26 protein-coding genes are annotated in these 26,675 nt (G+C 38.7%); 10 read left to right on the top strand and 16 right to left on the bottom strand.

What is annotated here, in order from left to right; translation table 11 throughout:
- Positions 1–247 precede the first annotated feature (247 nt).
- The 9 genes from LV92_RS20985 to LV92_RS20945 all read right to left on the bottom strand — a co-directional run bounded on the left by LV92_RS20985 (position 248) and on the right by LV92_RS20945 (position 11,451).
- Positions 248–769 carry a 5' nucleotidase, NT5C type gene (locus LV92_RS20985; RefSeq protein ID WP_111625557.1) on the bottom strand — a complete coding sequence of 174 codons (522 nt, stop codon included), beginning with the start codon at positions 767–769 and terminating at the stop codon, positions 248–250.
- A 199-nt stretch (positions 770–968) separates the two neighbouring features.
- Positions 969–1,205, bottom strand: coding sequence for a DUF6095 family protein (locus LV92_RS20980; RefSeq protein ID WP_111625556.1), 237 nt, complete (start codon positions 1,203–1,205; stop codon positions 969–971).
- A 36-nt stretch (positions 1,206–1,241) separates the two neighbouring features.
- Entirely contained in the window at positions 1,242–2,075 is an 834-nt protein-coding gene (locus tag LV92_RS20975) for a DUF4249 family protein (RefSeq protein WP_111625555.1), read from the bottom strand.
- Positions 2,076–2,079: 4 nt separating this feature from the next.
- A complete protein-coding gene (locus tag LV92_RS20970; RefSeq protein WP_111625554.1) occupies positions 2,080–4,455 on the bottom strand; it encodes a TonB-dependent receptor in 2,376 nt (791 codons plus the stop codon).
- Between the two features lie 123 nt (positions 4,456–4,578).
- A complete protein-coding gene (locus LV92_RS20965) occupies positions 4,579–6,798 on the bottom strand; it encodes an NADP-dependent isocitrate dehydrogenase (RefSeq protein WP_111625553.1) in 2,220 nt (739 codons plus the stop codon).
- 686 nt (positions 6,799–7,484) lie between these two features.
- Positions 7,485–7,835 (bottom strand): 50S ribosomal protein L19, encoded by a 351-nt coding sequence (gene rplS / locus LV92_RS20960; RefSeq protein ID WP_103440983.1) that lies wholly within the window; start codon positions 7,833–7,835, stop codon positions 7,485–7,487.
- A 246-nt stretch (positions 7,836–8,081) separates the two neighbouring features.
- Entirely contained in the window at positions 8,082–8,759 is a 678-nt protein-coding gene (gene trmD, locus LV92_RS20955; protein ID WP_111625552.1) for a tRNA (guanosine(37)-N1)-methyltransferase TrmD, read from the bottom strand.
- A gap of 182 nt (positions 8,760–8,941) precedes the next feature.
- A complete protein-coding gene (locus tag LV92_RS20950) occupies positions 8,942–9,562 on the bottom strand; it encodes a tRNA (guanine-N1)-methyltransferase (RefSeq protein ID WP_111625551.1) in 621 nt (206 codons plus the stop codon).
- A gap of 494 nt (positions 9,563–10,056) precedes the next feature.
- The gene (locus LV92_RS20945; RefSeq protein ID WP_111625550.1) at positions 10,057–11,451 is read right to left on the bottom strand and encodes a S1C family serine protease; all 1,395 of its coding nucleotides are present in this window, start codon (positions 11,449–11,451) and stop codon (positions 10,057–10,059) included.
- 126 nt (positions 11,452–11,577) lie between these two features.
- Between LV92_RS20945 and dapF the strand changes: the two genes are divergently transcribed.
- The 4 genes from dapF to LV92_RS20925 all read left to right on the top strand — a co-directional run bounded on the left by dapF (position 11,578) and on the right by LV92_RS20925 (position 14,700).
- Positions 11,578–12,360, top strand: a complete 783-nt coding sequence (gene dapF, locus LV92_RS20940) for a diaminopimelate epimerase (protein ID WP_111625549.1) — start codon at positions 11,578–11,580, stop codon at positions 12,358–12,360.
- A complete protein-coding gene (locus tag LV92_RS20935) occupies positions 12,347–12,871 on the top strand; it encodes a GNAT family N-acetyltransferase (protein ID WP_111625548.1) in 525 nt (174 codons plus the stop codon). The genes dapF and LV92_RS20935 overlap by 14 nt, the downstream gene beginning before the upstream one ends.
- Positions 12,871–13,914: an endolytic transglycosylase MltG gene (mltG, locus tag LV92_RS20930; RefSeq protein ID WP_111625547.1), complete on the top strand. Its 1,044-nt coding sequence runs from the start codon at positions 12,871–12,873 to the stop codon at positions 13,912–13,914. The genes LV92_RS20935 and mltG overlap by 1 nt, the downstream gene beginning before the upstream one ends.
- A gap of 156 nt (positions 13,915–14,070) precedes the next feature.
- Entirely contained in the window at positions 14,071–14,700 is a 630-nt protein-coding gene (locus LV92_RS20925) for a hypothetical protein (RefSeq protein ID WP_111625546.1), read from the top strand.
- 52 nt (positions 14,701–14,752) lie between these two features.
- On the opposite strand, the gene LV92_RS20920 is transcribed toward LV92_RS20925, so the two are convergent.
- From LV92_RS20920 to dnaA, 3 genes are read right to left on the bottom strand one after another with little or no spacing between them, the layout of a single operon-like run.
- Complete coding sequence (locus tag LV92_RS20920) at positions 14,753–15,475, bottom strand: SAM-dependent methyltransferase (RefSeq protein WP_245946452.1); 723 nt, start codon at positions 15,473–15,475, stop codon at positions 14,753–14,755.
- Between the two features lie 10 nt (positions 15,476–15,485).
- Positions 15,486–15,944, bottom strand: coding sequence for a low molecular weight protein-tyrosine-phosphatase (locus LV92_RS20915; protein ID WP_111625545.1), 459 nt, complete (start codon positions 15,942–15,944; stop codon positions 15,486–15,488).
- A 13-nt stretch (positions 15,945–15,957) separates the two neighbouring features.
- The gene (gene dnaA / locus LV92_RS20910) at positions 15,958–17,382 is read right to left on the bottom strand and encodes a chromosomal replication initiator protein DnaA (protein WP_111625544.1); all 1,425 of its coding nucleotides are present in this window, start codon (positions 17,380–17,382) and stop codon (positions 15,958–15,960) included.
- Between the two features lie 198 nt (positions 17,383–17,580).
- On the opposite strand from dnaA, the gene LV92_RS20905 reads away from it, so the two are divergent.
- A complete protein-coding gene (locus LV92_RS20905; protein WP_111625543.1) occupies positions 17,581–17,979 on the top strand; it encodes an acyl-CoA thioesterase in 399 nt (132 codons plus the stop codon).
- Here the strand turns inward: LV92_RS20905 and LV92_RS20900 are convergent.
- The 4 genes from LV92_RS20900 to ribD are packed head-to-tail and all read right to left on the bottom strand — an operon-like array spanning position 17,968 to position 21,098.
- The gene (locus LV92_RS20900) at positions 17,968–18,579 is read right to left on the bottom strand and encodes an IMPACT family protein (RefSeq protein ID WP_111625542.1); all 612 of its coding nucleotides are present in this window, start codon (positions 18,577–18,579) and stop codon (positions 17,968–17,970) included. The genes LV92_RS20905 and LV92_RS20900 overlap by 12 nt on opposite strands.
- A 9-nt stretch (positions 18,580–18,588) precedes the next feature.
- On the bottom strand, positions 18,589–19,452 hold the full coding sequence (locus LV92_RS20895) for a DMT family transporter (RefSeq protein WP_111625541.1): 864 nt from the start codon (positions 19,450–19,452) through the stop codon (positions 18,589–18,591).
- Position 19,453: 1 nt separating this feature from the next.
- On the bottom strand, positions 19,454–20,056 hold the full coding sequence (locus LV92_RS20890) for an HAD family hydrolase (RefSeq protein WP_111625540.1): 603 nt from the start codon (positions 20,054–20,056) through the stop codon (positions 19,454–19,456).
- A complete protein-coding gene (gene ribD / locus LV92_RS20885) occupies positions 20,049–21,098 on the bottom strand; it encodes a bifunctional diaminohydroxyphosphoribosylaminopyrimidine deaminase/5-amino-6-(5-phosphoribosylamino)uracil reductase RibD (protein WP_111625559.1) in 1,050 nt (349 codons plus the stop codon). Before ribD ends, LV92_RS20890 begins: the two co-directional genes overlap by 8 nt.
- A 42-nt stretch (positions 21,099–21,140) precedes the next feature.
- Here ribD and LV92_RS20880 point away from each other — a divergent pair, with 42 nt between their 5' ends.
- From LV92_RS20880 to LV92_RS20860, 5 genes are all read left to right on the top strand, one after another.
- The gene (locus LV92_RS20880) at positions 21,141–21,626 is read left to right on the top strand and encodes a GNAT family N-acetyltransferase (RefSeq protein WP_111625539.1); all 486 of its coding nucleotides are present in this window, start codon (positions 21,141–21,143) and stop codon (positions 21,624–21,626) included.
- 68 nt (positions 21,627–21,694) lie between these two features.
- Positions 21,695–22,567: a peptide chain release factor N(5)-glutamine methyltransferase gene (gene prmC, locus LV92_RS20875; protein WP_111625538.1), complete on the top strand. Its 873-nt coding sequence runs from the start codon at positions 21,695–21,697 to the stop codon at positions 22,565–22,567.
- 91 nt (positions 22,568–22,658) lie between these two features.
- Positions 22,659–23,240, top strand: a complete 582-nt coding sequence (locus LV92_RS20870; RefSeq protein ID WP_111625537.1) for an LOG family protein — start codon at positions 22,659–22,661, stop codon at positions 23,238–23,240.
- Positions 23,241–25,235, top strand: a complete 1,995-nt coding sequence (gene ligA, locus LV92_RS20865) for an NAD-dependent DNA ligase LigA (RefSeq protein WP_111625536.1) — start codon at positions 23,241–23,243, stop codon at positions 25,233–25,235.
- Between the two features lie 95 nt (positions 25,236–25,330).
- Positions 25,331–26,665 (top strand): GntP family permease, encoded by a 1,335-nt coding sequence (locus LV92_RS20860; RefSeq protein WP_111625535.1) that lies wholly within the window; start codon positions 25,331–25,333, stop codon positions 26,663–26,665.
- The last annotated feature ends 10 nt before the right edge of the window (positions 26,666–26,675 follow it).

The raw sequence follows: 26,675 nt of genomic DNA, 5'->3' as shown, positions 1-26,675 counted from the left end.
TTTTTTTTTGCAATATATCCAAATAGGCACGCCGATGGCGTGATCAGTTCCTGTGGCCCATTGTACTGCACTGCGTTTGTACTAATAATTGGTAAACAGTAGCCGCAGAATCCAATCTGCAAATCAACCAATTGACACATTGCCACATTGTATAATTGATAAATGGTAGTTACATCTTCAACCTATCAAATCGATACATTGCTACATTGCATTATTGCTACATTAAACCCCTAGCAAATTCGAGATGCTATAACAGTAAATTACCGACTTCCAGCCAGTTGTCGGCACGTTCGTATCCTTTGGTGTGTATATTGTGGGGTGAAGTAAACAATATTTTCCTTCCCTGAAAATGCTCAAGATTGTAGCTACGATCATCGATCAAAATATCTCCATTGAGAATATGCTTGCTACCACATAGGATTCTATTTCTCCAATGGATAAAAGGATAATGTTCGTCCAACCAATCGCTTTTTTCCCTTAGTGAATTGGGATATTCCATAGCGGCCGAAGCTACATAAAGATCATATTTTTGGGATAGTTCCTTCAACACTTTTTGACTATCCTTGATGGGTTCAAGAGCGCGAAAGAAGCCGTCTGTCCTAGCATGGTTTCTTACACTAGGTTGCCGCTCCTCGGGAACAGATTGCCAAACCTCGCGGCCCATGCAGTCCATTTCCGTTAGTTTTTCGTTAAATTCTGCATTGTACAGTGCTATATGTGCATTGAATGCATCAGCAAACACCTCGTCCATATCTACAAATAAGGTCATTGAATTAAATTTTAAATACGAAAATAACTATTTTTCCAATCAAGACCAGATCAATTGTACTTAGAACATAATTAGATAACGGAAAGATGAAGTTGAATTATTTTTTTTGGGAGGTGTAAGTATTTTTTGAATAGGATTGAACTTATGGAATCTAACTTCAATGGGCTGACTTCGACTTAAGGTTAACCTAGACTAAAAATTAATCTTGCTTGTTGTCTTTGTTGAACAGTGCATCCATAATCAACTTAATACTATAAAAACCCATGGTAATGGCCGCAATGGCCAGAATAAGACCAACAATCAAGACTGGCCAATATAGCGGGTGGGCTTCATTTTTAAAGGCCTGATATATTACTATAGGGGCAGTAAACATTAGGGCAACGGTATAGGCAAGATATTTTAGGCCTTTTAACAATAGGGCTTTATTAGTTCTCATAGGTTTGGTTTTGGGGGATGGTCTTAATTATCGGGATTATTTTTTTATCAATAGGGTATCCGAAAATGTCTGGCATATGGCAAAATAGCCCAATGCAAAATTGTTTTTACTTGCAATATCATTATTGCCGGTACCACTAACATTTACAATATTTCCCCTAACCGTAGTGGCAGGAGTACTAAAGGGGCCAGTATCCGCTCCACTTTGTTGAATCAATTGGTTCATATAATTAAAAAACCCCTGATCTATACCTAAAATACTAATCGTTACCAATCTGTCATCTTCCAATTTACTATCGTAAAAAAACGAAAACTGAAATCGCTTTCCCTGATAAAATTCATCTTCACTCACCAAATACTCGCCAAAATCAAAATCGAACAAATAATAATCATCCCGATCCCCGTTATCCGTGAAGGTAAGAATTACCTCCGTTTCATCATCTCCAAACAAAGTAGTAGTTCCCTGTTCCAAGGAGTCTAAGGGCACGGCTGGAACAAATTTGGTTTTGGCCAAATAGGATTGGCCACTATATTGAATATTAAGTTCCAATTCCCCTTGGGTCAATTCCTGTAAATCCCATTCATTTTCATAAACCCCAGTATCTGGAATGGATTCTTCCAAGGTTAAAATCGAGCCGGATTCCGTATTTGTGAGGGTAATTCCCTGGAGTTGGGCAGGCATTACCTCTTCAAAGAATGAAGCTGTAAGACTGGTCCTTATTTGAACCAATACGGATGGGTTGTCCATATCCTCCAATCTGATCAAGGCATCGATAACCAATCTAGGTTCTTCTGTAGGAAGGTCTACTTCAATTACATCCTGACACCCAAAGGCTATAAAGCAAGAGATTAATACTATAATTTTCTTCATTTCTTTAGAATTTGATGTTATAGGTGGCAGCGGGAACCAAGCCAAAAATAGAGGTCCGGACTGCTTCATTTACCCCTGTGTCCCCATTTCGGCTGAAACCAATAGAGGCGGCATTTCTTCTGTTGTATAGGTTATAAATGCTAAAAACCCATTCCGCTTTTAGTTTTCTACCCTTATTTTTTCGGGGGGTAAGTGTGGCCGAAAAATCAATTCTATGATACGCTGGCAGTCGCTGTTTGTTTCTTAGGCCATAATAAGGTACTGCTAAATTTTGAAATTCGAATTGGCCAATGGGATAGTTGGTAGGTTGACCTGTCTGGAATACAAAATTGCTGTTAAAGCTCCACTTTTCATTTAATTCATAATTTACATAGAGGGAAACGTCATGGGTCTTATCATAAGGAGTATTGTACCAACTACCTGAATTAATACCTGTTTCCGAAGCATTTCGCCCAGGGGTCCTCTGCTCCGATTTGGACAGGGTATAGGCCAGCCAACCTTCAAATCTATCCCGGTTTTTTCTCAATAGCAGCTCAAATCCATAAGCCCTTGCTTCTCCGTTTAGGATTACCTGTTCTATGGCATCGTTGGCAATTAAATTGGCTCCGTCTATATAGTCTATTCTATTTTGGATATCCTTATAAAAAACTTCGGTTTCCAAGGAATAATCTCCGTCCTTTAGATTTTTGAAATATCCCAATGCATACTGATCCAAGAGTTGTGGTTTTACGAAGGGACCACTTGGGGTCCAAACATCCAGCGGAGTTGGGGAACTTGTATTTGAAATCAGATGGAGATATTGAGCCAATCTGGTATAGCTTGCCTTTATGGAATTGTTAGGGTCAAGTGTATAAGCTAGGGCAATACGGGGCTCCAAATTGGTAAAGGTTGCGAGCTGTTCGCTACGGTTAGGATTTATAACCTCTATTGGGTCCGCCTCCTTGTAAATCTGTAGAAGGGGATCAAAACTTACCGGCTCATTATTCTCATATACATTTAATTCATCCTGTCCCAAGCGTATGAAATTACTGAGGCGTAACCCATATTGTAAACTTAATTTTTCCGTAATATTCTGTTCAACATCCACATAAACGGCAAATTCATTAGCGTATTTTTGGATCAATTGATTTTCTATTATTCCCGATTCCGAATCACTGGGTTCAATCTTGCCGGGATTAAAGCGATAATATATGTTATTGATGCCGTAGTTTAATTGAAAATTGTTACTCAAATAATGCTTAAAATCGTATTTCAGATTGAAGTTTTGAATTCCTGAATTCCATTTAAAGCCTACAAAATCCAACTTTAAGCCATAATAATAGTCAGAATATATTAAGGATAAATTGGAGAATAATTTATCCGAAAACAAATGGTTCCAACGGAAATTTAGAACCGCATTGCCATAAGTGTTTACAAAGCTTTCACTTATGGAAAAAACATCCCTTCCAAAATATCCGGAGAAAAAAATGTTATTGCTTTCATTTAACTTAAAGTTTAACTTGGTATTTAGATCATAGAAATAGGCTGTATTGTCTATGTCGAAAAGGGGCAGGAACAAATGTGCATAGGACGCCCTACCACCAATAAGAAATGCGGCTTTGTCCTTGATGATGGGACCCTCTGCCAAAAGCCTGCTGGCAACTGCACCAATACCACCATTAACCTTTAATTCTTTGCTATTTCCTTCTTTTTGAAAAATTTCAAGCACAGAGGAAACCCTGCCTCCGTAACGGGAGGGTATACCTCCCTTGAATAATTTAACGTCCTTTATAGCATCTGGGTTAAAAACAGAGAAGAATCCAAATAGGTGGGAGGAATTAAAAATGGTGGCCTCGTCCAACAGAATAAGGTTTTGGTCTACAGCACCTCCCCGAACATTGAATCCTGATGCCCCTTCGCCAGCGTTGCTAACTCCTGGTAATAGAAGTATGGATTTTATAATATCCGCCTCTCCGAGAATTACCGGTATTTTTTTTATGGTTTCTACAGAAAGGGAGTTAACGCTCATCTGAGGTTTTCGGATATTTAATTTTTCAATATCCTCTGTAACCACTACCTCTTCCAATTGTTCTGCAGCTTCGAGCAATTGAAAATTTATTTTTTGATCGAAGGACAGATTAATAGTTTGGATAATATCTTGGTATCCCAAAGAGCTTATATGAAGCTCATAGCTCCCTTTTGGGAGGGTAATGGAATAGAAACCGTATTCATTGGTAATAACCCCTGTACTTAAGGATGGAACGGCAACTGTGACACCTATTAGAGTTTCATTACTTGCTATTTCGGTTATGGTACCACTTAGGGTGAAGCGTTCCTGAGAAAATAGATTTGTGGAAAATAGTATTAGTAAATAAAACGGCAAACATGTAATTTTTCCCATTTATAGCATTTTTTACCTAAATGTATCGATATTTTTCTTGAGGAAAAAAAAGTTTGCAATCTCTTAAACTAAAATGACCTTTTCATAAGTTGAAAAGGTCATTTTAAATATATAAAAAATAGTTTATATAGATTCCAAAATGGAATTGAATGTAGTGCTTGGTCTCATCGCTTTACTTATCAGATTTGGGTCTGGCAAATAATAACCTCCAATATTGACAGGGGAACCTTGTGCATTGTTCAACTGTTTTAGAATTTCGTCCTTGCTTTTGGAAAGCTTTTCGGCAATAGGTGTGAAAACTGCTTTAAGTTCCTGGTCTTTATTTTGTTCAGCCAAAGCTTTGGCCCAATATAGCGCTAGGTAAAAATGGCTTCCTCTATTGTCCAACTCGCCAACTTTTCTTGAAGGGGATTTGTCGTTTTCCAAAAATTGTTCGGTAGCCTTGTCCAAAGCATCGGCAAGGACTATAGCCTGACTATTGTTATTTTTTTCACCAAAAAACTCCAAGGATACTCCAAGAGCCAAGAATTCCCCCAAAGAGTCCCATCTTAGGTGGCCTTCTGATAAAAATTGTTCTACATGCTTGGGGGCGGAGCCACCTGCACCTGTTTCAAAAAGTCCGCCACCGTTCATAAGGGGTACAATGGATAACATTTTTGCACTGGTACCTACTTCCAGAATAGGGAAAAGATCCGTTAAATAATCTCTTAGCACGTTACCGGATACGGATATGGTATCCTTTCCTTCTTTAAGTCTTTGTAATGTAAATACAGTGGCCTTTTCAGGAGACATTATCCTTATGTCCAATCCTGAAGTATCATGATCTGCCAAATAAGTATTTACCTTTTTGATCAATTCAAAGTCATGGGCTCTATTCTCATCCAACCAAAATATGGCGGGGATGTTGGTAGCCTTAGCTCTGGTTACGGCAAGTTTAACCCAGTCTTGGATAGGTGCATCCTTTGCCTGGCACATTCTCCAAATATCCCCTTCCTCTACATTGTGCTCAATTAGAACATTACCGGAATTGGTGTCCACTACGGATACCTTACCATTGGCTTTAATTTCGAAAGTTTTGTCATGGGATCCGTATTCCTCTGCTTTTTGGGCCATTAAACCTATATTGGGTACTGTCCCCATGGTTGTTGGGTCAAAGGCGCCATGTTTTTTGCAGAAATTGATAGTCTCGGTATAAATTCCGGCATAGCTACTGTCAGGGATTACGGCCTTGGTATCCTGAGCTTTTCCTTTATTATCCCACATTTTACCTGAATTACGTATCATGGCAGGCATGGAGGCATCAATAATGATATCGCTTGGGACATGTAAGTTGGTTATCCCCTTATCAGAATTTACCATGGCTAGGGCAGGACCCTGATTAATGGTATTTTCTATATCCGATTCTATTTGTATTCTTTCAGCATCGGGAAGACTCTTTATTTTTTTGAGTAAAATTTCAAGACCATCATTGGCATTGATATCAATTTTCTTAAATGTGGCGCTGTGCTTTTTAAAGACATCGGCAAAGAATACTTTTACTACATGACCAAAAATAACAGGGTCGGAAACCTTCATCATGGTAGCTTTCAAGTGCACGGAAAACAAAACTCCTTTCTCTTTGGCGTCTTTAACCTGCTCTTGTAGGAATTTTATTAGTGCATTTTTGCTCAGTACGGTGGCATCTATTATTTCCCCCTCCAAAAGTTTAATACTTTCCTTTAGTACAGTCTTGGTACCATCTTTTTGTGTAAGTTCTATTTTTACAGCGGTAGGTGACTTTATGGTAACGGATTTTTCATTAGCTTTAAAATCGCCCTGGGTCATGGTAGCCACATGGGTTTTGGAATCTGGGCTCCAGGCACCCATGGAATGAGGATGTTTTTTGGCGTAATTTTTAACTGCCCTAGGCGCTCTACGATCCGAGTTGCCTTCCCGTAAAACGGGATTTACGGCGCTTCCCTTTATTTTGTCATATCTGGACTTAACATCTTTCTCAACATCATTTTTTGGGTTATCAGGATAGTTTGGAATTTTATATCCCTTACTCTGCAATTCTGCTATGGCTTCGTTTAATTGCGGAGCGGATGCACTTACATTTGGAAGTTTTATAATGTTGGTTTCGGGCATTTTGGCCAAATTTCCCAATTCTACCAAATCGTCCGAAATCTGCTGTTCCTTTTCTAAATAATCCGGAAATACAGCAATAATTCTACCGGCCAGGGAAATATCCTTAAGTTGGACATCTATTCCGGCTGTCTTTGTAAATGCCTTAATAATAGGTAGAAATGATTGTGTTGCTAATGCAGGGGCTTCGTCTGTTTTGGTATATAAAATTTTTGGCATTATAATTTAGATTTTTAAGTTTAAGCGGAGCAAATATACAATTTTAAAAATGCCAAATAAACAGGGAAGGACTATAAAATTACCTAAATGTACACTCGGAAAGTAGGGGAGGTAATAATCTTTATATTGAAGTTGATATTATTGCAAAAATAAAAGCCATATCATTGTATAACTACCTTGATATGGCTTTCTAGAAATAGTTTACAAACTTGTTGTTTTGTTTTTTACAAAACGGCAACCATTGATTGCATTTGCGTCGCTATTTCAACGTTTGAAACATTTTATCCTTAGTATTAAAACCAAGTAACAAAGATGTTTCTCCTCAATGTTTAAATATTTGGTATTCTTAATGTATAACCTAGATCTTACATTAACAATATCACAATACTCACAAATCTACCAACTTACATAAGCAAGTCAATAGTTAGAATGCAATCTATAATGTAAAACACTATAGAAGGACAAATAACAATGAGATAAAGAACGTAAACTTTATGTGACATTCATTAATCCGTGTAACGAATTACCAGCCACAATTTAAAAGTATGGAATTTTTATCTAATAAACAAGTTTTGTAACAATTTTATTATCAACATATTATGAACTATTGTTTTGAACAAATGTTGATAAACGAAAAAGCATCCTTACGAAGGTAAGGATGCTTTTTTATAAATTCTATAGGCTTATTAAGAGCGAACCTCTTTAATTCTAGCTTTTTTACCAGTAAGACCTCTAAAGTAGAAAATACGTGATCTACGTACTTTACCTTTTTTGTTGACCTCTATCTTTTGCAAAGCTGGCATATTAATTGGGAATATACGCTCTACACCAACGGTACCTGACATTTTACGTATAGTAAAAGTTTCGGTTGCCCCTGTTCCTCTTCTTTGAATAACAACACCTTTAAAAAACTGTGTTCTTGTCTTTTCACCTTCCTTAATTTCATAGTACACAGTAATAGTGTCCCCTGCTGAAAATTTTGGAAAATCTTTTTTCGGAATAAATTCGTTTTCTACAAATTTTAATAACTCTTCCATTGTATTTTATTATTGTTTACTTAGACCAACTTTCACGATTATCGTCAGAGGTTGATTTAATGGAGTGCAAAAATAGTATATTATTTATAATCTACAAGAGATTATGTATTTTTTATAGCCAATCTCTCCCAAAAATATTCACCTCTTTTTTTGTTGGTTCAATACTGTTTATGGGGGATTAAATTTTTTAAGTGAGCAATTGTACAAGCTGAATATACTTCTTGATCAATGTTTTTAGCGGCAGCACTATTCGTTTAGCAAATCGGGACGAAGTAGTTCTGTTCTTTTGTAAGCTTCATCCTCCCGCCATGTCTCTATCTCTGGAAAGTTTCCACTCAATAAAATATCCGGTACTTTATAGCCCTTGTATTCCGCTGGTCTTGTATACACTGGCGGGGCAAGTAAATTATCCTGAAATGTGTCTGTAAGTGCAGAGGTTTCATTGTTCAATACGCCCGGGATTAATCTAATAACGGTATCGCATAGCACTGCAGCACCCAATTCGCCCCCGGACAGGACATAATCGCCAATAGATATCTCCTTGGTGATAAATAGGTCGCGGACGCGTTGGTCCACGCCCTTATAGTGGCCACATAGAATAATTACATTATTTAGTAAGGACAGGCCATTGGCCATTTTCTGATTCATAGTCTTTCCGTCCGGGGTCATATAAATGACTTCATCATACTCACGTTGACTTTTTAGGGTTGAAATACACTTGTCTATGGGCTCTATCATCAAGACCATTCCGGCACCGCCCCCAAACTGATAATCATCTACCTGATTGTAACTTTTATCCGTATAATCCCTTAGGTTATGTATGTGGACTTCGACAATCCCTTTGTCAATAGCTCGTTTTAAAATGGAAGCTTCAAAGGGACTTCTAAGTATGTCGGGCACTACGGTAATTATATCTATTCGCATGGGTAAAATCAATAACAATTAATGTTTTTTACAGGGCGGGCTCAAAAGTAGTAAAAATAGACGCAATCCTTTGTGCTATTTTGTTTTTGCCAAACACAATTAACTCATGAACTAAAAGAAAAAGCCCCTAAAAAGGAGCTTTTTAAATTCCATCCGGAAAAACCCAAAAGGTTTCCTTTAGGTTATTTGGATTTTTTATGCTTGTTGATCTCGTCCTGGAGCTGCCTACTAATCTTTTGTTCTCTTTCCAAAGCTCTTCTTCTGTGGTCCTCATATTCGGTTTCTACTTCCGCAAGGGTTGATTTGGCTTCCTGGGTAAGAATATTGCTATTTCTGAATTTATAGATAAAAAATAATAAAAAGAGCAATAAGCCCGCTATTATGGTCCAAAGAATAAAATTGTAGGTACTTTTGGCCACCAGAATACCTAGGAAAGACATGCTGTCCTTCTCCTCGGTCACCTCGGAAAGATTATTGGTAGTCTCTTCCAGTTTCTTGTTCAGCGATTCAATTGTTTCCACATGTCCGGTAATGGTACCGTTCAATTCATTTACCTTTTTATTAAAGGCATTAATGGAATCCAATACATTTTGTCTCAGTTTTCCCAAGTTAAACTCCTTTACCACCTCATATCTTACACCATCGGCCCTGTAATTGCCAGATTTTTGTGAGATATATTCGAATTGGGAACTAATAGGACCTTGGTCCAAGGAAAGTTTATCGTCCTCCTCGGATTCTTGTGCAAAGTGTAGGTTAAATGACAATAGAGCCATTACGATAAAGAGTAATTTCGAAATTTTCATTTATGTAATTCTTATTGTTAATAATGATTTAGAGAAGGCTAAAATACTTTAATATTCCCAATTATTAAAAAAAGGGATACAACGTATCTTAACTAAATAGAATAACCCACAATTTTCTATATTATTATATTTTGATAAAATTTTAATAATTGTTGTATCTACGAACCTTCGCAATGTATTTGGCAGGGCGGATTACTTGGTGGGAATATCCAAATTCATTATTGTGCCAAATATACAATGCTAAATTCTAGCCATCATCGGATACTATGGTTGTGTACAGCTATAAATTACTTGCAATTATTATGAACTAGGGGGTAGCTTTACTTCTGTCTGCTTGAAAGGCTAATTCTTTTTCATATAGTTTATTAGCGCTCATAGTTTTAAATCTATTTGTTGGATTTCGGATAAAATTATAGCTTTCAAACGTTTTCGTAAAAAATATGGCACAAAAAAGAGCGCTCTGATCAGAGCGCTCTTTTTCATACTTTGTTTTTTTATTGAATTATCAATCGTTCTTTTTCTCCTTTTTTGTTCAACATGGTGATACTTGCCCTATCGTATCTGGAAATCTGGCCGAACTTCGTTTTGGCATCTTGAATGTTGTTGATTTCTTCATCTCCAAAGGACAGTAAAACTTTACCTTCAAATCCGTAATTTCTATAAGTCTCGGGCACTCCTACAATTTTAACCCCTTTTTTGGTTTTAAAGACCTTCTTCTCATCTTCTGTCAGGTTTTTAACCTCAAAGCCCAGCACAGGAATAATAATCGTTTGCCTTTCCTTAAGCATCACTGGAAATTCCATCTTCTCATCATTACGTAGAACGGTTACCAAAAGCTCGTCCCCAGGCCTTTTTGAAGATATATAGCCAATAAGATCTGCGAATTTGTGAATTTCAACATTGTCTATGTTTTTAATAATGTCTCCTTCTTTCAAATCTGCATCAAAGGCACCTGAATCCTCCTCAACGCCGGCTATATAGACTCCATCAATTTCATTTATTCCGTTTTCAACGGCATATGGACTGTTCATGGGAACGGTATTAATACCTAAAATCCCTTTCTGTACGTTGCCATATTCCATAATATCCTCCACCACTTTTTTCGCAATGTTGCTGGGTACAGCAAAGGAATATCCTACATACGAACCTGTTTGTGAGGTAATGGCGGTATTGATACCTATAAGGTCGCCATTGGTGTTTACAAGCGCTCCACCACTGTTCCCAGGGTTTACGGCCGCATCAGTCTGAATAAACGACTGATCCAAACTGGCCAATGCCCTGGCTTTGGCACTAACGATCCCGGCTGTAACCGTGGATGTTAGATTAAATGGGTTACCTACGGCCAAGACCCATTCTCCCACCTTGGTATTGTCCGAGTCGCCAAAAGCCAGATATGGCAACTGTCTGTCGACTGTGATTTTTATCAGGGCAATATCAGAATTAGGATCGGTACCGATCAGATCGGCATCGTAGGTTTTATTATTATTTAAAGTAACCTGCAGTTGATCGGCATTGGAGATTACGTGGTTATTGGTAACAATATATCCGTCCTGTGAGATTATTACCCCGGAACCAGTACCCACTTGAGGGGTTTGACTACCGCTATAACCGTAGAAGTACTCCATGATGCTGGAAGGACCCTTGCTGACGGTAACATTTTTAACGTGTACCACCGCATTAACGGTATTCTGCGCGGCCATAGTAAAATCTACTTCATTAATTCCCGCACCCTTGGCGGAAGTTGGGGTGTAACTGGATGAAATCATCTTTGCCCCACTGTCCTCCTGTATAACTGCATAATTTGGTTTCTCAAAAAAAAGTTTGTAAGCACCCAATGTAATAGCACCTGCAAATACAGAGACCAATAATAAACTTCCAAATTTCTTCATAAAAACATTTTTTTAATTTACACAAGTAAAATTAACACATTTCTATAGCAATTATTTGGCTTTAACGAGTTTTTAACTGATAATAAAACCTTAATAAAATTATATCTTTGCTTTATAAATTACAATATGCTACTGAATTTTTTCAAATACCAAGGAACAGGAAATGACTTTGTAATGATCGATAATCGCAAAGAGTTTTTTCCAAAGGACAGCGTTGGGGTGGTCTCTTTTTTGTGCGACAGAAGATTTGGAGTCGGAGCCGATGGACTCATCTTACTGGAAAAAGACAAGGACACGGATTTTAAGATGGTCTATTATAATTCTGACGGTAGACAGGGTACCATGTGTGGCAATGGAGGCAGGTGTATTGTGGCCTTTGCCCATTATTTGGGTGTTGTGGACCAAAACACATCATTTATGGCAGTAGACGGACTTCATAATGCGACTATAGCAGATGGTATCGTTAGTTTGGAGATGCAGAATGTAAAGGAAATAAAGGAAAAGTCCAATTCTTTGTTTCTCAATACAGGCTCCCCACATCATGTTCAGTTGGTAGACGGACTTAAGGATTTTGATGTCCGCAAGGAAGGTGCCAAGCTTCGTTATGGGGTGTACGGTGAACAAGGAAGCAATATTAACTTTGTAGATCAGGCCACTGAGGATACCTTTAATGTAAGGACCTACGAGCGGGGAGTGGAAGATGAAACCTTTTCCTGTGGAACGGGGGTAACTGCTGTTGCCTTGGCCATGTACCATTCGGGGAAGACCAATAAGGATTCTGTAAAGATCATTACCCCTGGGGGAAATCTGCAGGTGAAGTTCAAAAGCAATGCAAATGGCTACGATAATATATGGTTGACAGGTCCGGCACAACTTGTTTTTAAAGGGGAGATAAATGTTGAGTCTTAAAGGGGAACAGATTTACCTGAGGGCCTTGGAGCCAGCAGATTTGGATTTCCTATATGCTTTGGAAAACAATCCCGAGATATGGGAAATAAGTGGTACTACTGCACCCTATTCCAAACACGTGTTAGAACTTTACCTGGAAAATGCCCATAAAGACATATATGAGGTAAAACAATTGCGATTGTGTATTTGCAATTTGAAAGGTGTTATATTAGGTTTAATTGATTTGTTTGATTTTGACCCCAAGAATTTGAGGGTAGGAATGGGGATTATTGTGAGTAGTAAGGTGGATAGAAATAAGGGAGTTGGCGCGGAAGCCATAGAGATACTTACCAATTATGCCTTTTTGGTATTGGGAATGAGACAGGTTTATGTAAATGTATTGGAGGAAAACGCTCCTAGCATACATTTGTTTTCAAAACTAGGGTTTGAAAAAGTTGGAATAAAAAAGGATTGGATTTACTTCAACGGAGCTTTTAAAAATGAAATCTTGTTTCAAAAGATAAATAGCTAATGTATATAAAGAAAATTTTATTGGTTATCGTTATTGCTGGAATGTTGGTGGGTGGTGCATTTGCCTTTATGGTTTACAGGGCCTTCTTTGTGCCCAATACGCAATTTAACAATGAAGTAGCCTATGTGTTCATACCTTCAGATTCGGATTTCGATAAAGTTAAAGTGATTATAGAACCGCTTTTGAAGGATTTGAATACGTTTGAATCCGCAGCGGATAAAAAAGGCTATAGCACCAATATAAAAGCAGGAAAATATGCTATAAAAAAGGGGATGAGCAATAATGATATTGTCAATTCGCTGAGAAGTGGCAATATTCCCGTAAAGGTTGCATTTAACAACCAGGAGAACTTAGCGGATTTGGCGGGTAGGATATCGCTTCAGATCGAGGCCGATAGTACAGCTTTATTGAGTGTCTTTGGGGAGCTGGAATTTCTAAAAGCAAATGGGTTTAACGATAAAACGGCGCTGTCCATGTATATTCCTAATAGTTATGAATTTTTCTGGAATACTTCGGCGGAGGGCTTTAGGGAAAGGATGTTGAAGGAATACAAAAGGTTTTGGAACGAAGAACGCATGGCCAAATCGAAATCCTTGGGCCTAAACCCCTCTCAGGTGATTACATTGGCATCCATTGTACATAAAGAGACGGCAAAAGTAGATGAGCGGCCTAGGGTGGCGGGTGTATACCTAAACCGATTGGCTACCAGGATGCTTCTACAGGCCGATCCAACAGTTATTTATGCCATAAAATTACATACGGGGAATTTTGATACCATTATAAAAAGGGTGTTGTATAAGGATTTGGAATTGGATTCGCCCTATAATACCTATAAATATGCAGGTTTGCCTCCAGGACCAATTGCTATGCCCGATATTTCGGCCATAGATGCTGTTTTAAATCCAGAAAAACATGACTATTATTACTTTGTGGCCAATGTGGAAGATTTTGGTTATCACAAGTTTGCGAAGACATTGGCGCAGCATAACCGCAATAAAGAGCAGTACGTCCGGTGGATAAACAGTCAAAAGATAAACCGCTGAACCACTGACCCTTATTTCTGTGTCATTTATCCAATAATCATAACATTTTGTACAAAGTTGCGTTAAAATAGGTCTGTTTTTAAAAATCGGGCATATCTTTGTAAAGTGAAATTTAAGCAAACCCTTTTTGGTTGTTAGTCTTAAGAAAACAAATATATGAGAAAGTGGACAAGTTATTTGTTCCCCGTTATCATGATTTTTATTCTTGTTAGTTATGGGTTTAAGCCAGTTAAAATGGTGCTTCCCGAGGCTTTTAGAGTAAATGGACCTACAGAAGTTTTGTTTCCCAAACACAGAACTGTTTTAAAAACGACTATGGCTGCGCCACCCTTTTTAGGAACATCCTACAACGGGTTTAAAGAGGCTTTAGCCTTTAAGGAATCTCAAGGAAATTATTTTACCACCAATGCCTTAGGTTATCTAGGTAAATACCAATTTGGTATAGGTACCTTGGAGTTGTTAGGTGTTTACAACGCTACATTATTTCTTAACGATCCAATTTTGCAGGAAAGGGTATTTCATACCAATCTTTCTAGAAATAAATGGATTCTGAGAAGGGATATTAAACGTTTTGTTGGAGTGGTCATAAATGGTCAGGAGATTACGGAATCGGGTATATTGGCGGCTGCACATTTGGCAGGAGCAGGGAACGTAAAAAAATATTTGAGGTCTTATGGGGAATTAAATGTAGATGATGACTTTGGGTCATCTGTTTCCTATTATATCAGAAAATTCTCGGGATACGATATTTCCCATGTAACTCCCAAGAAAAATCCTAGAATATAAAGAATTTGTAATTATGAAAATGGAAGGACCCTAACATATTGTTAGGGTTTTTTTATGAGTGAATGATAAAAATAGTTGGTCTCTTATGAAGGTCAACAGAAATTCTTTGCCAATCCATCACTTTTTTGGTTGCGATATACTCTGTGGGCAATGTTATGTCGCAAGCAATGCAAACCAGGGTTTGAGGAGAAAGTGTTTTTATTAATTCGGCCAATAATTTATCGTTTCTGTAAGGGGTTTCAATAAAAATCTGTGATTGATCAAAATCTCTGGATAATTTTTCAAATTTCTTGATGCTCTTTTTTCTTTCTCCGGCTTCAATGGGCAAATAGCCGTTAAAAGCAAAACTTTGACCGTTAAGCCCGCTGGCCATTAAGGCCAATAAAATAGAGGAGGGGCCTACCAGTGGAACTACCTGTATTCCTTTTTGATGGGCAATACTCACGATATCTGCACCGGGATCTGCAATTCCTGGGCAACCTGCTTCCGATATAATGCCTACATTATAACCTTCAAAACAAGGGTCCAAAAAAGTGGGAAGAATTTCTGGTTCCGTAAATTTGTTAAGTACATTGATATGTAGACTTGGCTGCGACTTTTTGGAGCTGATCTTTTTTATAAAGTGTCTAGCCGTTTTTTCATTTTCAACTATGTAATGATCTATTTGTTCAATGGTCCTTTTGATGGATATGGGTAGAACTTCCAAGGGCTCGTTATCGCCCAAGGTTGTAGGGATTAAATATAATTTTCCAATATTGCCCATTGTTTGGTCCATAGGGATTAGATTATTTTTGAATTATGTCCTGTGCAATAAGGGTGCATGCCGCATCAATTAAATGAAATACTTCCTCAAAACCATTTTCACCCCCATAATAGGGGTCTGGAACTTCTTTGTTGGCTACATATGATCTATGAAGTAATAAATTGACTTTAGCAATCTCGTTTTCAGTTTCGGCCAGGGCAATTATGTTTTCGTAATTACTTCTGTCCATAGCGTAAATCAGATCGAATTCGTCAAAATCTTTGGCAGTGAATTGCCTGCATCGTTGCTGGCTAATGTCGATACCATATTTTTTGGCTATGGATATGGATCGATTATCCGGTTTTTTTCCAATATGATAACTGGCGGTACCCGCCGAATCGACCTGGATGGCTTCCTTGCCCAATTTGCTTTTTAAAATACCCTCGGCCAATGGTGACCTACATATATTCCCCAAACAGACCATAAGGACTTTGGTTCTCATGGCAATTGAGGTTTTAAGAAAACTTCTTGGTTAGGTCGTCTATGTATTTTCGGAACTGCTTGTCGGTCTCGGCAAGGTTATCTACGGTCTTACATGCGTGTAACACTGTAGCGTGGTCTCTTTTTCCAATCTGGGACCCTATACTTGCCAAGGAGGCTTTGGTGAATTTTTTTGCAAAGAACATTGCCAATTGTCTGGCCTGTACAATATGTCTTTTTCTTGTCTTTGATTGTAGTGTGGCAACATCCATTTCGAAATAGTCGGAGACTACCTTTTGGATGTAATCAATGGACACTTCCCTTTTGGTGTTTTTTACGAATTTCTCCACCACCAATTGGGCCAATTCCAGAGTGACTTCTTTTTTATTGAAGGAAGATTGGGCAATCAAGGAAATTATGGCTCCTTCCAATTCCCTGATATTGGTTTTTATATGCTTGGCAACATAGTCTATAATGTCGTCTGGCATTTCCACGCCATCCCGATACAATTTGTTTTTTAAAATCGATATCCTTGTTTCGTAATCAGGTGTTTGTAGCTCGGCAGATAAACCCCATTTAAAACGGGAAAGCAAACGCTGTTCTATGTCTTGCATATCAACAGGGGCTTTGTCCGAGGTTAGGATTACCTGTTTGCCGTTTTGATGCAAATGATTGAAAATATGGAAGAACACGTCCTGTGTTCCCGATTTTCCCGATAAAAATTGTACATCGTCAATAATGAGCACATCGATTAACTGATAGAAATGAATAAAATCGTTTCTAGTGTTTTTCTTGACCGATTCAATATATTGCTGGGTAAATTTTTCAGCAGAGATATATAATACTGTCCTTTCTGGATATTTGTCCTTTATTTCCACACCAATGGCATGGGCCAAATGTGTTTTTCCCAAACCTACACCGCCAAACACCAATAATGGATTAAAAGAGGTACCCCCAGGTTTGTTGGCAACGGCCATACCAGCCGATCTTGCTAGTCTGTTGGAGTCGCCTTCCAAGAAATTATCGAAATTATAACTCGGGTTTAATTGGGATTCAATCTTTATATTTCTGATCCCCGGTATTACAAATGGATTTTTTAATTCCGGATTTTTGGATTTTATGGCCACGTCCAATTCCTGTGGCTCTACATGGGATCTATTGGAGCTAGGTATTTTTTCTGTAAAAGGTTCCCGATTACCATAGGTGTTTTCCATTTTAATGATGTACACCAATTTAGCGGTCTCACCCAATTCTTTGGTAAGGGCTACTTTTAACAATTTAACATAGTGCTCTTCCAACCATTCATAAAAAAATTTACTCGGAACTTGAATGCTCAAGGCATTATCGGAAAGCTTAACAGGTTTAATTGGTTCGAACCAAGTTTTGAATGCCTGCGGTTGGATATTGTCTTTAATAAAGCCCAAACAATGGTTCCATACGGACGTTGCAGTAACACTCATTTTTAAAGTTTTCTTTTTTTGGTTAGTGTAAATTAAGGATGATATTCGGCCAGGTCAAGTGGGACTATCAAGTGGGCAAATATGTGAACAAATATTCTAAAAAAAAAATCCAAAGAGGTTGAATTTTCTCTTTTTTTTTCTCATGTTGTACCACATTATTTTCACACTTTTAAATATAAAGGTTTTACACGGAATAACATGGATTTTAATGAATTTTCTTTTAGGGTCAGGTATGGCGAAACAGATCAAATGGGCGTAGTTTATCACGGAAATTACGCGCAATATCTGGAGATGGGACGGGTTGAATGGTTAAGGTCTATGGGCATTTCCTACAAAAAGATGGAGGAAAACGGTATAATGTTGCCTGTAATTTCTTTAAACATATTATTTAAGAAATCGGCAGTATATGACGATCTTTTAACGGTTACAACTTATATCCGGAAACGGCCTATGGTTAGAATAGAATTTGACTATGAGATACGAAATGAAGAGAAAGAATTGTTAATAGAAGCGAACACGGTTTTGGCATTTATGGATATGAAAACCAATAAGCCCATAAAATGTCCAAATTATATTCTCGATAACTTAGACATCTAGTTTTTTAATTTTCACAGGATACATTGCTGTAAAAATATTTTCTGTAAGAAGGGCATCGTTTTGCCTAACGGAAATCTCAATTTTGCAGTCCATTTCCATTTTCTGGCTAACTATTTCCATTTGATGCTGCTTTAAGGTTCGCATAACCTTGTCCATTTCCGAATATTCAAAACAAAGCAAATATCGTTGTTGTAATGTTTTTTTTATTATTTCCGCCGAATCCAGTGCCATTTGTGCCGCTGTCCTATAAGCGGATATCAATCCGCCGACCCCTAGTTTTGTGCCGCCAAAGATACGGGCCACGGCCACTAGGACGTTGGTTACTCCAAAAGACTGTATTTGACCGTATATGGGCATTCCCGCGGAATTATTGGGTTCACCATCGTCATTGGCCCTGTAATTAATATCTTCAACTCCTAACTGCCAGGCGTAGCATACATGGTTGGCGGTATGGTGTTGTTTTCTGAGCTCTTCAATAATGGGTTTTACCTCGTCCTCATGCTGTATTGGATAGGCGTAACCAAAAAACTTGCTTTTGCGTTCTTTGAACAAAATTTCCTCCGAAGGTGCTTTCAAGGTTTTGTAAATGTCTAACTCCATATAGTTCTATTAAAAAAAAGCCACTAGCAAAATGCTAATAATCGCGAGTGTAATTCCCACCCAATTTTTGATGCTGATACGCTCTTTGAACAGAACAACCCCCAAAAGCGTAGAAAACATAACTATGGCTACATTGTTAATGGTGAAAACAGAGGCACTATTTAGGTTCTCGTGCTGCAGTGCGCGCAATAGGTAAAATATCGAAAAATAATTTAGAATGCCTAGGGTAATTCCTCCTAATATAGTTGTTATATTGGGCACCGTGCGTTTTTTTAAGGATTTGATCGTAATAAATATAAGCCCTGTAGTTGCGGCAGAACCAAAAACCACCGCAGAAAATAAGGGAAATTCCTCCTTTGGGACCAAGGTCTCCTCCAAATACTTAATGCTGGTATCTATTATTCCGGAACCAATAAAAACCAAGGTGGGCAGTATAATGATATTTTTCTTGAGGGGGATATCCTTTTCCTTAACAGATGCAAAGTATACGGCGGCCAAGGCCAATAGAATTCCTACTGATTTTAAGGCTCCCAGTTTTTCATTATATACCAACAAACCAAATATGACCGGTATTACCAGGGACATTTTAGTTGCAACCGAAGCCACCGAGACTCCACTTCTTTGTGAGGTGGCCGCCATAAGGTTAAATACAACTATGAACAATATTCCCAAAACCAATGTCCCAAGGAACCATGGTTTCGCTGGGATTTCGAACAATTCAATTTTTTTTTCGTAAAAAAACATTCCTACCGCAGAGGCTACTACATAGTTGATTATGATGGCGTAAAGAGTTTGAATCTTATAGGTGTCATACAATTTAAAAACCACAAAAATTAAGCTGGAAAACAGTATACTTAACGCAAGGTCCAACATGTTATAGTCTCTCCTTTAAATTAACCACATCTTCCTTGCCTACAATTAGATTCCAAGTGTTTATACCCAATTCCTTAGCTGCATCCGTATTTTCCTTGGTGTCATCAATAAAAAGTGTATCCTGGGGGTCCAATCTATTTTGCTCCAGAACAAATTGGAATATTTCGTGGTTCGGTTTTCTCAATTGTATTTCGTGTGATAAATAGAACTGTTCAAACGAACTTTTAAACCGTTCAAAACTTTCATTGCCCATAATCTTGATTACATGTGGAATGTGAAGGGCATTGGTATTGCTCAAAAGAAATAATCTATAGCTGTTCTCCTTTGCCAAGTTTTCCAAAAAGTTGAGGCGATATTCTGGAAAATCCAACAACATGGAATTCCAAATATCGGTAATTGCTTGAGGGCTAAGGTGTAGAAAATCAGGTTGTAGTCTTTCTACAAATTCTTGCGGACTAATTTTGCCAACTTCAAAGTCTTCGTTAATAGTATGGTATTTAGGTAAAAATTCTTGGATGCCGTTATCTTGCAGTGCCCTAAAAACTACCTGTTTATCAAGGTTGATGAAGATGTCCCCAAAATCGAATATGATGTTTTTAATCATGTTTTAAGAGAGTTAATATGTCTGATTCTATTTGCGTTTCACTTTCAAGAAACCCATGGATCCTTGGAGATTCCAAGCCTTCCCTAAATTGACTCTTGCCCTTGAAGATTCTAGCCTCGTCCCATAATTCGGAGTCTATAAAGCTTTGTAGTGTTTTGGCGCCTCCTTCAATGATGACACTTATAATATCATGCTTATGTAGGATGTCGCAAATTTGGGTTACCAAATTATTTTCAAAATCAATAACCTCATATATAATTCCCTTATGTGGATTTTCAGGCTTTTGGGCGGTAATGATGATGGTTTTTACGCTTCCATCCAAAACGTGGTGTTTATTGTCGATTTTCAACTCCCTGTCCAAAACAATTCGAATTGGATTCCTTCCTTTCCAATGACGAACGTTTAACTTTGGATTATCGACCAATACTGTGTTGGTCCCTACCAAAATGGCCTGTTCCTGACTGCGCCATTGGTGGACCAGTTGTTGGGAATAAGGATTGCTGATCCAATAAGGTTCAGGATTGTTATTTCTTTTATCTTGGGCGGGAGCTATGAAGCCATCTGCCGTTTCTGCCCATTTCAAAATAATATATGGTCTTTTTTTGGTATGGGAGGTTAGGAACCGTTTATGGTGTTCCATACATTCTTTTTCCAGGACAACCACAGTGACATTGCAGCCTGCAGCTTTTAATTTTTCAATGCCCTTTCCGGCAACTTTTTCATGTGGATCCAAAAGGCCTATAACAACATTCGGAATTTGATGCTTAATGATTAGGTCTGCACATGGAGGCGTTTTTCCAAAATGGGAACATGGTTCCAGGGTAACATATATGGCAGCTTTCTTTAAAAGCACCTTGTCCTTTACGGAATTTATAGCGTTTACCTCGGCATGGGAACCACCATAGGGACTGGTGTAACCCTCTCCTATAATTTTGCCTTCATGTACAATAACACTGCCCACCATCGGGTTGGGAAAGGTAGTTCCCAGGCCATTTTTGGCGAGCTGTATGCATCTTGAAATATATTTTTCGTGTATCTTCACTTCGTAAAAATAGAACAATATAAGTAGATTATTGGTAATCATATGTTAGTCACTATCATAAGGGAAATTCAGCCCAAAGACAATGAGAATGTTGCCAGGGTAATAAGAAAAGTTTTGGAGGACCTGGGTGTTCCTAAAGTGGGTACCGCCTATGCGGATAAGGCCTTGGATCATATGTTCGAAAACTATGACGTACCAAAGGCCGATTATTTTGTGGTGGAGGATAACGGTAAGATTATTGGTTGCGCCGGAATTGCCCAGTTGGAGAATTACGATGGCAACATCTGTGAATTACAGAAGATGTATTTTCTAGAAGAGGCCAGGGGAAGGGGATTGGGAATTAAAATGATCAATATATGCTTGGACAGAGCTACTGAATATGGCTACGAACACTGTTATTTGGAAACCATGCCCTATATGGAAGACGCCCAAAAATTATATTTAAAGTCCGGGTTTCATTATATCAAAGCGCCAATGGGAAATACCGGTCATTATTCATGTCCGGTTTGGATGCTTAAAAGTTTATAGACACAGTTTAGATCATTATGGATCCTTTTTAGGTACATAATGATTACAATGTTTGCCAAAAATTTAGAATGTTATTAAAAGAAATTAAGAACATTTACCATATAGAGCTGGATCCCCTTTTTCCAAAAGAAGAGGTGGATAGTTTTTTTTACTTGGTAATAGATCATTATTTGGGTTTGGAAAGATTTGTTTTGGCCTTGCAACCTAATCTTGTGGTGTCCAAGGAAAATGAGGATCCTTTGTTTTATGCATTGAGCCAATTAAAACAAGAACGTCCTATTCAACACATTTTAGGGAAGGCCCATTTTTGCGAACTGGAGTTTCGTGTAGATGAAAACGTTTTGATACCTAGGCCCGAAACGGAGGAATTGGTTTATTGGATTATAAATGAGGTTCAAAAAGGGGGGGCTCGGGAAGAAGTGAAAATACTGGATATTGGGACAGGAAGTGGTTGTATTGCCATCTCCCTGGCCAAAAACTTGCCCAATGCCAAAGTATATGCCCTGGATATTTCAAAAAAAGCATTGCAGATGGCCGGGCAGAACGCCATGGATAATGAAGTGGATATAGTCTTTCTGGAAGCGGATATTTTATCTATTATGGGTTTTAAAGATAAATTTGATGTAATAGTGTCCAACCCTCCCTATGTCAGGGAATTGGAAAAATTGGAAATGAAAAATAATGTCGTGGAGCACGAACCCGGTTTGGCTCTTTTTGTTTCAGATGAGGATCCATTGATTTTCTACAAAAAAATAACAAGCTTTGCTTTAGGCCATCTAAAGAAAAGCGGGATCCTGTTTTTTGAGATAAATCAATATCTTGGCGAAGAAATGAAACAACTTCTGAGAGCGGAAAATTTTAGCGAAATTGAGCTCAGAAAAGATATGTTTGGAAATGACAGAATGTTAAAAGGACAGCTCGACCCTAAACAAATAAGTTGAAATAGCAGACATAGCCATGGTCTCTTAAAGCCCAAGGAATTAAAAAAGTTATAGATCACTAATATTTTCCCAAGTGGAAAGTTCGATAAATATGGAAAGCATAGTTGTATTTTGTGGAAGCAGTGAGGGCAATGATCCAGAAATAGTGGAATGCGCCTATGAGTTGGGGGCAATTTTTGCAAAAGAGGGTATAACATTGGTCTATGGTGCCGCGAAAATTGGTATTATGGGAAGATTGGCCCAAGGAGCCCTGGACCATAAGGGCAGGGTTATAGGTGTTATCCCCGATTTTTTAAAATTAAAGGAAGTATTTCATAACGGACTTACCAAACTTATAATTACCGAAAATATGCATCAACGGAAATTAAGGATGCATGACCTCTCCGACGGAATCATTACACTTCCAGGGGGGTATGGTACTATGGAGGAGTTGTTCGAGATGATTACCTGGGCTCAACTTGGGCTGCACCAAAAACCAATTGGCCTTTTAAATATTAATGGGTTTTATGATGAATTGCTAGCTATGTTACGTACCATGGTAACTAAAGGATTTTTAAAGCAGGAATATTACGATATATTGTTGGTAGATAACTCTATTGACGGACTATTACATAAAATGAAAAATTACCAACCCTTGCCATTGCCAATATGGATTAAAAAGGATCAACTATAAATGGAAATCAAACAAAAAATTGAAAACCTTAGAACAGAGCTTCGGGAACATAATTATAATTATTATGTATTGGACAATGCAACGATCTCCGACTTTGAGTTTGATATGAAATTAAAGGAGCTGCAGGCTCTTGAGGCAAAGCATCCAGAATTTTATGATGCCAGTTCCCCGACCTTAAGGGTGGGAGGGACAATTACCAAAAATTTTGAAACGGTGGTACACGAGCATCGCATGTATTCTTTGGACAATTCATATTCCAAAGAAGACCTGGAAGATTGGGAAAAACGAATTCAAAAAATATTGGGCGATGCCCCGGTTGAATTTACCTGTGAACTCAAATATGATGGGGCTTCCATAAGTTTAACCTATGAAAATGGACAATTGGTAAAGGGGGTGACCCGTGGTGATGGATTTCAGGGGGATGATGTTACCAGTAATATAAAGACAATTAGATCGGTGCCCTTGCAATTAAAAGGGGATTATCCCCCTAAATTTGATATTCGCGGGGAAATTGTTTTGCCTTTTGAAGGCTTTGCCAAAATGAACCAAGAAAGGATAGAGAATGGGGAGGATCCTTATATGAATCCTAGAAACACCGCATCGGGCAGTTTAAAATTGCAGGACAGTGCCCTGGTCGCCGAACGGCCATTGGATTGCCTGTTGTACAGTATTGTTGGGGTAAATTTAAAATTGGAATCCCAATCCCAAATGTTGGAGAAAGCTAGGGATTGGGGGTTCAAAGTTCCAAAAGCTGCCAAACTATGTAAAAACACGGATGAGGTTTTGGAGTTTATAGATCACTGGGACAAACACAGGCACGAATTGCCCTATGAGACGGACGGGGTGGTCATTAAAGTGAATAGTATTCAACATCAGGAGGAGCTGGGGTACACGGCCAAATCCCCTCGCTGGGCCATGGCCTACAAATTCAAGGCAGAGCAGGTCTCTACCGTGTTAAATGAAATTACTTATCAAGTAGGGCGTACAGGGGCCATAACCCCCGTTGCAAATTTAGAACCAGTACTTTTGGCGGGTACTACTGTAAAAAGGGCATCCTTACACAATGCTGACCAAATAGAAAAGCTCGATATTCGGGAAGGGGATACCGTCTTTGTGGAAAAAGGAGGGGAAATAATCCCGAAAATAGTGGGGGTGGATTTTACTAAAAGACCTATATCTTCTGAGCCTACCCAATATATAGATCATTGTCCGGAATGTAATACCCTATTGGAACGTACTGAGGGTGATGCCAAACATTATTGCCCCAACGAGTATGGATGTCCTCCCCAGATTACGGGACGTATTCAACATTATATTTCGCGTAAGGCGATGGATATAGAGGGTCTTGGAGGGGAAACCGTTGAACTTCTCTTTAAGGAGGGTCTTATTGAAAGTTACGCGGATCTTTATTTACTTACCAAAGAGCAACTGATACCCTTGGAACGAATGGCTGAAAAGTCGGCCGAAAATCTTGTAAAAGGGGTTGCCGAATCGGTCAAAATTCCATTCGAAAGGGTACTATTTGCCTTAGGAATCAGATTTGTTGGAGAAACCGTAGCCAAGAAGCTGGCAAGAGCCTATAAAAATATAGATGGCCTTATGATGGCTACCGTAGAGGAATTAATGACGGTCGATGAAATTGGCCAACGTATTGCAGAAAGTGTGGTATCATTTTTTCGGAACGGAATCAATCTTGAAATTATTTCCAGATTAAGAGGGTACGGGGTACAATTTGAAGTCTCGGCCGATAAACTGGAGAATCAGACCGACTTGCTAAAGGGGCAGACCTTCGTGGTATCCGGGGTGTTTGAAAACTTGAGTAGGGATGAACTTAAAAAATTGATAGAGGACAACGGCGGAAAGGTTGGCTCTAGTATTTCTTCAAAAACTTCTTATCTTGTGGCAGGGGACAAAATGGGCCCCAGTAAAAGGACCAAGGCCGAAAGTCTGGGCGTCCCCATTATTTCGGAGACGGATTTCTTGAATATGCTATAGTTGTCACATCCACGGGAATAGAAAAAGAATAGAGCTGGAAGTAAAAAAAAATAAGGGCGTATGAGGGAAAAAGATATTTGTACTAAATTATAATTATGTATACCATACTACTTCTTCTACTCTGTATTGTATTCATAATTGTGGCCTCGACCCGATTTAAGCTTCACCCATTTTTGGCGTTGCTTGCCGCTAGTCTGTTATTCGGTATTTTTTCTGGACTCCCATTGGATGAGCTCATAAAAACTATTAATGATGGCTTTGGAAGCACCATCGGGGGCATTGGCATTATCATTATCGCAGGTTTAATTATAGGGACTTTTCTGGAAAAATCGGGCGGTGCCTATACCTTGGCGAACCTTGTCCTAAAGATTATTGGTCCCAAGCGCGTTCATATGGCCATGGGTTTTATTGGTTATTTTGTATCCATACCAGTATTTGCAGATAGCGGTTTTATTATCGTCTCCCCATTAAATAGGGCACTTACCAAAAAGGCAAAATTGTCCTTGGCGGGAACAACAGTGGCCTTGTCACTGGGCTTGATGGCTTCCCACACCATGGTACCCCCAACTCCGGGACCCATCGCTGCTGCTGGAATCTTAGGCGCCGATTTGGGTCAGGTTATCCTCTTCGGTCTAATGACCAGTATACCGGCCTTATTGGTCTGTATTTTGTTTGCTAAAAAAATAGGTTCAAGAATTTTCATTGATCCAGCACCAAAACTAACGGAGGAGCAGATCAATTCCCAGCTGGAAAACGCTCCATCGGTCTTTAAATCCTTTATTCCTATAGTCGTTCCCATCATTCTTATTGTGTTGAGGTCTTTTGCCGAATACCCCACTCTGCCTTTTGGGGAAGGAACATTTAAGTACGCTATAGGATTTGTGGGCAACCCAGTTGTAGCCCTATTGATAGGAATGGTATTGTCTTTTACCCTGCCCAAAAAATTGGATAGGGAAATGTTGAGCACCTCGGGTTGGATAGGGGAGGCACTTACTTCAGCAGCCATAATTATATTAATAACCGGGGCTGGTGGGGCCTTTGGAAAAGTTCTACAGACTTCGGACATTAGTTCCTTGCTGGAGAACAATATTTCCAACGGAAATTTAGGGATATGGCTTCCGTTCCTTATTGCTGCCGGCATCAAAACTGCCCAGGGCTCCTCTACGGTAGCCATAATTACAACAGCGTCCATTATTGCCCCTTTAATGCCGGCAATGGGTTTTGATACCGAGGTTTCAAAAGCTTTGGCTGTCATTGCTATTGGCGCTGGTGCATCCCTAGTGTCCCATGCCAACGATAGTTTTTTTTGGGTGGTTACCCAACTTAGCGATATGAAAGTAAATCAAGGATATAGGACACACAGTTTAGGGACTGCTATTTTGGGCTTTTCCGCAATGATCGTTTTAACCATAATCAGTTTAATAATCTAATTTTTAAAGA

Origin of the sequence: Arenibacter echinorum (assembly GCF_003259375.1) — a bacterium.
Classification (GTDB): Bacteria; Bacteroidota; Bacteroidia; order Flavobacteriales; family Flavobacteriaceae; genus Arenibacter; species Arenibacter echinorum.
The sequence above is the reverse complement of the archived record's forward strand: the minus strand, read 5'-3'. Positions and strand labels throughout refer to the sequence as shown.